2 protein-coding genes, 1 pseudogene and 1 other annotated feature are annotated in these 2,798 nt (G+C 35.7%); all 3 genes and pseudogenes read right to left on the bottom strand.

What is annotated here, in order from left to right; translation table 11 throughout:
• Window positions 1–566: pseudogene (locus tag A5875_RS12940) on the bottom strand (serine--tRNA ligase); the annotation flags it as partial.
• A gap of 44 nt (window positions 567–610) precedes the next feature.
• Window positions 611–820: a binding site (T-box leader), on the bottom strand.
• Window positions 821–850: 30 nt separating this feature from the next.
• Window positions 851–2,032 (bottom strand): sensor histidine kinase, encoded by a 1,182-nt coding sequence (locus A5875_RS12935; RefSeq protein WP_088933977.1) that lies wholly within the window; start codon window positions 2,030–2,032, stop codon window positions 851–853.
• Window positions 2,022–2,711 (bottom strand): response regulator transcription factor, encoded by a 690-nt coding sequence (locus A5875_RS12930; RefSeq protein WP_010742532.1) that lies wholly within the window; start codon window positions 2,709–2,711, stop codon window positions 2,022–2,024. Before A5875_RS12930 ends, A5875_RS12935 begins: the two co-directional genes overlap by 11 nt.
• Window positions 2,712–2,798 lie beyond the last annotated feature (87 nt).

The raw sequence follows: 2,798 nt of genomic DNA, 5'->3' as shown, positions 1-2,798 counted from the left end.
TGTTCATAAACATGTTCATCTAACATAAAATTGTAAACCGCACGTTCTAATCTCGCCCCTAAACCTTTGTAATAAACAAAACGGCTACCTGACACTTTTGCGCCGCGTTCAAAATCTAAGATATCCAGATTTTCTGCGACCTCCCAATGAGGTTTTGGTTCAAAAGAGAATTGACGAGGGGCGCTCCAACGACGAACTTCTATGTTGTCATCTTCATCTTCACCGATTGGTACAGAGTCATGCGGTAGATTAGGTAAAGTTGTTGTTATTTCTGTTAATTGTGTATCAATCTCGTCTACTTGAGTATCGAAATCTTTGATTTTTACACCAACTTCTTTCATTTCTGCAATTTTATCAGCTGCATCATTTTTTTCGCGTTTCAATTTTGCGATTTCATTTGAAACGTCATTTCGATATTTTTTTAATTCTTCTGTTTTTACTAGTAGTTGTCGACGTTGTTCATCCAAATCTAAGAAACGTTTCAATACTTCCTCTTTTACGCCTCGAGTTGCTAATTTTTCATTTACTTCTGCAAAGTTGTTTCGAATCATTTTTACGTCTAGCATTATTTTTCCTCCTTTAAAATAAAAAAACACCTTTTCCTCCCTTTAATAGGGACGAAAAGGTGTTGAATTTCGCGGTACCACCCAAATTCAGCATACGCTGCACTTGAAAGACGGATATCGACGTCACACGGTTTTTCTTTCAAAAAACACAGATCGTGAAACTGGATTTCCATAAGCTGTTTTGTTGATTTTCACCAGCCATCAACTCTCTAAAAAAACAAACCCATGTACTTGGTTTCCTGCATATCTTATTGAGATCAGTATAAGCAATCAAAATTTTAAAGTCAATGATTATCTGAAATAGGCTTCACTTGGTTCTTATAAAGCGGCAAGTGAATGATAAAAGAAGTCCAATCATCATTTGATTGCGCATAGATATAACCACCATGAAGATTAACAATATTTTGGGCAATAGCCAAACCTAATCCAGTTCCGCTGATTTCTTGAGAGCGAGAGCCGTCAACACGATAGAAACGATCGAATAATTGATCCAGAGCTTCTCTAGGAATCGGTATCCCATTATTTTTGACAGTAACGACTGCTTCATTTTTCGCCTTTTCAATCTCGATAACAATCTTGTTGGCCTCAGTCCCGTATTTTAACGCATTTGTAATTAAATTGTTAAAGACGCGAACGAGCTTTTCTGTATCGCCATCCATTATCAGTTGGTTTTCTTTTGTTTCAACTTGAATTTGAATGTTTTTCTTTTTTGCTTCTAATTCAAAGTCAGCAGCTAATTGTTCCAATAATTGTACCATATCAAAAGAGACGGTATTAACAGGAACAGAAGGTTGTCGAACCTTTGAATATTCAAACAAGTCCTCAACTAAAGATTTCATTTGTTTGGCTTTTTTGTATGCGATACTTGTGTATTTAAGAATCTCATCATTATTTTGATATTGACCGTCTTCGATCAAACCGAGATAACCAATAATAGAAGTTAACGGTGTGCGAATGTCATGGCTGACATTTGTAATCAGTTCATCTTTCGACTTTTCAATTTCTCGTTCATCTTCTATAGCTGCAACCGTACTATCTACTAAACCATTTATACTGTCGACAACTTTGCTAAGATCCCCACGTAATTCAAAGGGGATTCGGTAATCATAATTTCCATTAGCGATATAATGTAGCTCATTAATGATGTGTCGTAACTGCATTTGACGATAACGTCTAATCAATCGCCAAAAGACAATCAGCACATCAATGATGATGAAAAGAGGAATAACAAAATTGCGTCCACTCCAAAAGATGTCACTACCAAGATTATTAGCGAAAATATCTTTTGAACGATAGATTGCATCAGTTAGATCCGGTGAATTATTTAACATCTGAGTAAAAAGCACCATAATTGCAACATTTAATAGAAGCAATAAGATTACGGTAACGATTCCTTCAGCGATTAACTCACTGACTTCTTTTGAAGTAAGGGTGACACGTTTTTTCTTTTCTAGTTTATTTTGCATCTATTTTATAACCCACACCCCATACGGTTTGGATCACTTTTTCACCATCAGTCGCTTCTTCGATCTTATCACGCAAGTGACTGACATGAACCATGACCGTTTTCGCTGAGACGATACTTTCTTGTTTCCACACTCGTTCGAAAATTTCATCGGCGCTGAAAACACGATTCGGATGACTAGCTAATAAGTATAGAATGCCAAACTCTAAAGCAGTTAATTGGATTTCTTTTCCATCTACTGTTTTGACTTCATGAGAATCTTTGTTAATGATCAGTGATTGAATCTCAAGAATATCTGGTTGATCTTCAGCAACATGCATCTTCGTCCGGCGTAATAAAGACTTAACTCTAGCCATGACTTCTAAAGGATTGAATGGTTTTGTTACATAATCATCCGCACCAGCAACTAATCCCTTGATTTTATCCATATCTGTTGTCTTAGCCGTCAACATAATAATTGGAATTTGCGATTCTTTTCTTAACTCTTTTACGACTTGCATACCATCCATAACAGGCATCATAATATCTAATAGAAGTAAATCAATATCATTTGTGGTTCGAAGTTTACTCAAGGCTTCTTTGCCATCGTATGCTTTTACGACTTCATAGCCTTCATTATGCAAATAAATACTTAATAGTTCTACAATTTCTTTATCATCATCTGCAACTAATACTTTCATTTAAATGTTCCTCCGTTCATATATATAAATAAACACACCCTTATTTTACCAAAGAAATCAACGGAAGGCGAAAGACAGCATTATGAG

Origin of the sequence: Enterococcus sp. 3H8_DIV0648, assembly GCF_002140655.1 — a bacterium.
GTDB lineage: Bacteria > Bacillota > Bacilli > Lactobacillales > Enterococcaceae > Enterococcus_A > Enterococcus_A hulanensis.
Note: the sequence above shows the minus strand (reverse complement) of the source record. Positions and strands in the feature narration are given on the sequence as shown.